The 1590-nt window shown below is 65.2% G+C and carries 1 protein-coding gene; it reads right to left on the reverse strand.

Going from position 1 to position 1590, the window contains the following annotated elements; translation table 11 throughout:
• A partial coding sequence (locus tag EN939_RS33450) for a beta strand repeat-containing protein (protein WP_164751483.1) occupies nt 1–1590 on the reverse strand: 1590 nt, incomplete at both ends.

Below are 1590 nucleotides of genomic sequence, written 5' to 3' on the forward strand. Positions count from 1 at the left end.
GCCTGGGTCGATGTGTCGAGGTAAAGCACGCCGACCGATGCCGCGACGCCGGCCGAGCCGCCGGCGCTGCCGCCGAACGTCGCCGCGATCGAGGTGATGTCGTCGAAGGAGTCGGCATTGATGATGATGTTGCCGGCAGTCGTATCCAGATCCGCGCCACCACCCATCCAGGCGCTGGTGTTGCGCGTGATCACCTGCACGTCCAGGCCGATGCCGACGCCGGCATTGCCGTTCAGCGTGAGGCCGATGCCGCCCGCCCCGCTGACCACGGTCAGCAGGTCCGTCGCCTCGATCTTGATGCCGGTTCCGGCTTCGAGGTCGGAGTTGTCGTTCACCGACGCGTGCGTCTCCATGAAGATCACGTTGACGCTGGACGAGCCGCCGACGGCAAAGCCGCCCGACGCACCGGCGATGCCGGCGGCGAAGCTGGTGACGGCCAACGAGCCGATGACCGGCAGGTCTTCCGAGATCGGCAGCAGTTCGGCATGCGAGGTGACGTTGATCGCGCCCTGCGCTTCAGCGTCGAGATTGATGCCGGTCTGCGCCTTGGTGTTGAGATCGTTGACGATGTTGACGGTGACCGCGATACCCACGCCGCCACCGCCGCTGCCGGTGCTCAAAGCCGCACCGCCGGCCAGGTTCTGCATTTCATTGAGACTGACGGCGCCGATCTCGATATTGCCGGTGTTGGCGTCGAGATCGACATTGTCGCCGACCGATGCCAGCGTGTCGACATCAAGATAGTTGACGCCAACCGAGCCGCCGACCGCGGTGTTTTTCGACACTGCGCCGGAAAGGGCGCGCGCCTGGAACGTGTTCTTTTGTCCATTGCCGGTCGCGGCGCGGACCTCGATCGATCCGGCGGTCAGATCGGCGTTTGAACCGATCATCGCATTGTTGTCCAGCAGCACGATGTTGAGGCCGATCGCCGCGGCAACGCCGGTGTTGGAACTGGTGTTCGTGGACGTCGCTGTGGCCAATGCCCGCGCGTCGGTCGTGCTGATCGCCTCGACCTTCATCGCGCCTGTGCCGGCGATCGTCACATCGCCGGCGATCTGCGCCTGGTTGTCCGCATCGAGGAAGTTGACGGCGATCGTCGCTGCCACATTGGTGCCGCCGGAGCCGTTGCCGCCCTGCGTGCCCTTGCCGGTCTGCGCATTGCTGTTGCTGTCGGCCTGGCCAAGGCTGCTGCCGCCGCTCTGCGAGGGCGTCTTGGTGCCGCCGCTCTGGTTCTTGGCCATCTCGGTCTGGTTGGTCGTCTCCTGATCGGAGCTGGCACTGTCCGTTGTGCCATCGGACTTCTTGGTGGATTGGCCCTTCGAACTCGCCTTGGACTCTGCCTTGGTGTCGAGCATCGAGGTCGCGGTGATCGTCACCGTGCCGACGTTCTGGAAATTGCGGCCGAGGAAAGCGTCGTTGGTGACTTCGCCGATATTCAGCGCGATCGACGCGCCAACGCCGACGCTGCTGCCGGCGGCTTCGCCATCGGCAAGCGTGTGAACCGTACCGGTGTGCGACGCTTGCGCGGCCAAATTGCCCGTCAGCGTGATCGTTGCGCCGCCGCCGGTGCCGATGTGCGCATCCGTGTCG

This window comes from Mesorhizobium sp. M7A.F.Ca.CA.002.05.1.1, assembly GCF_003998335.1.
GTDB lineage: Bacteria > Pseudomonadota > Alphaproteobacteria > Rhizobiales > Rhizobiaceae > Mesorhizobium.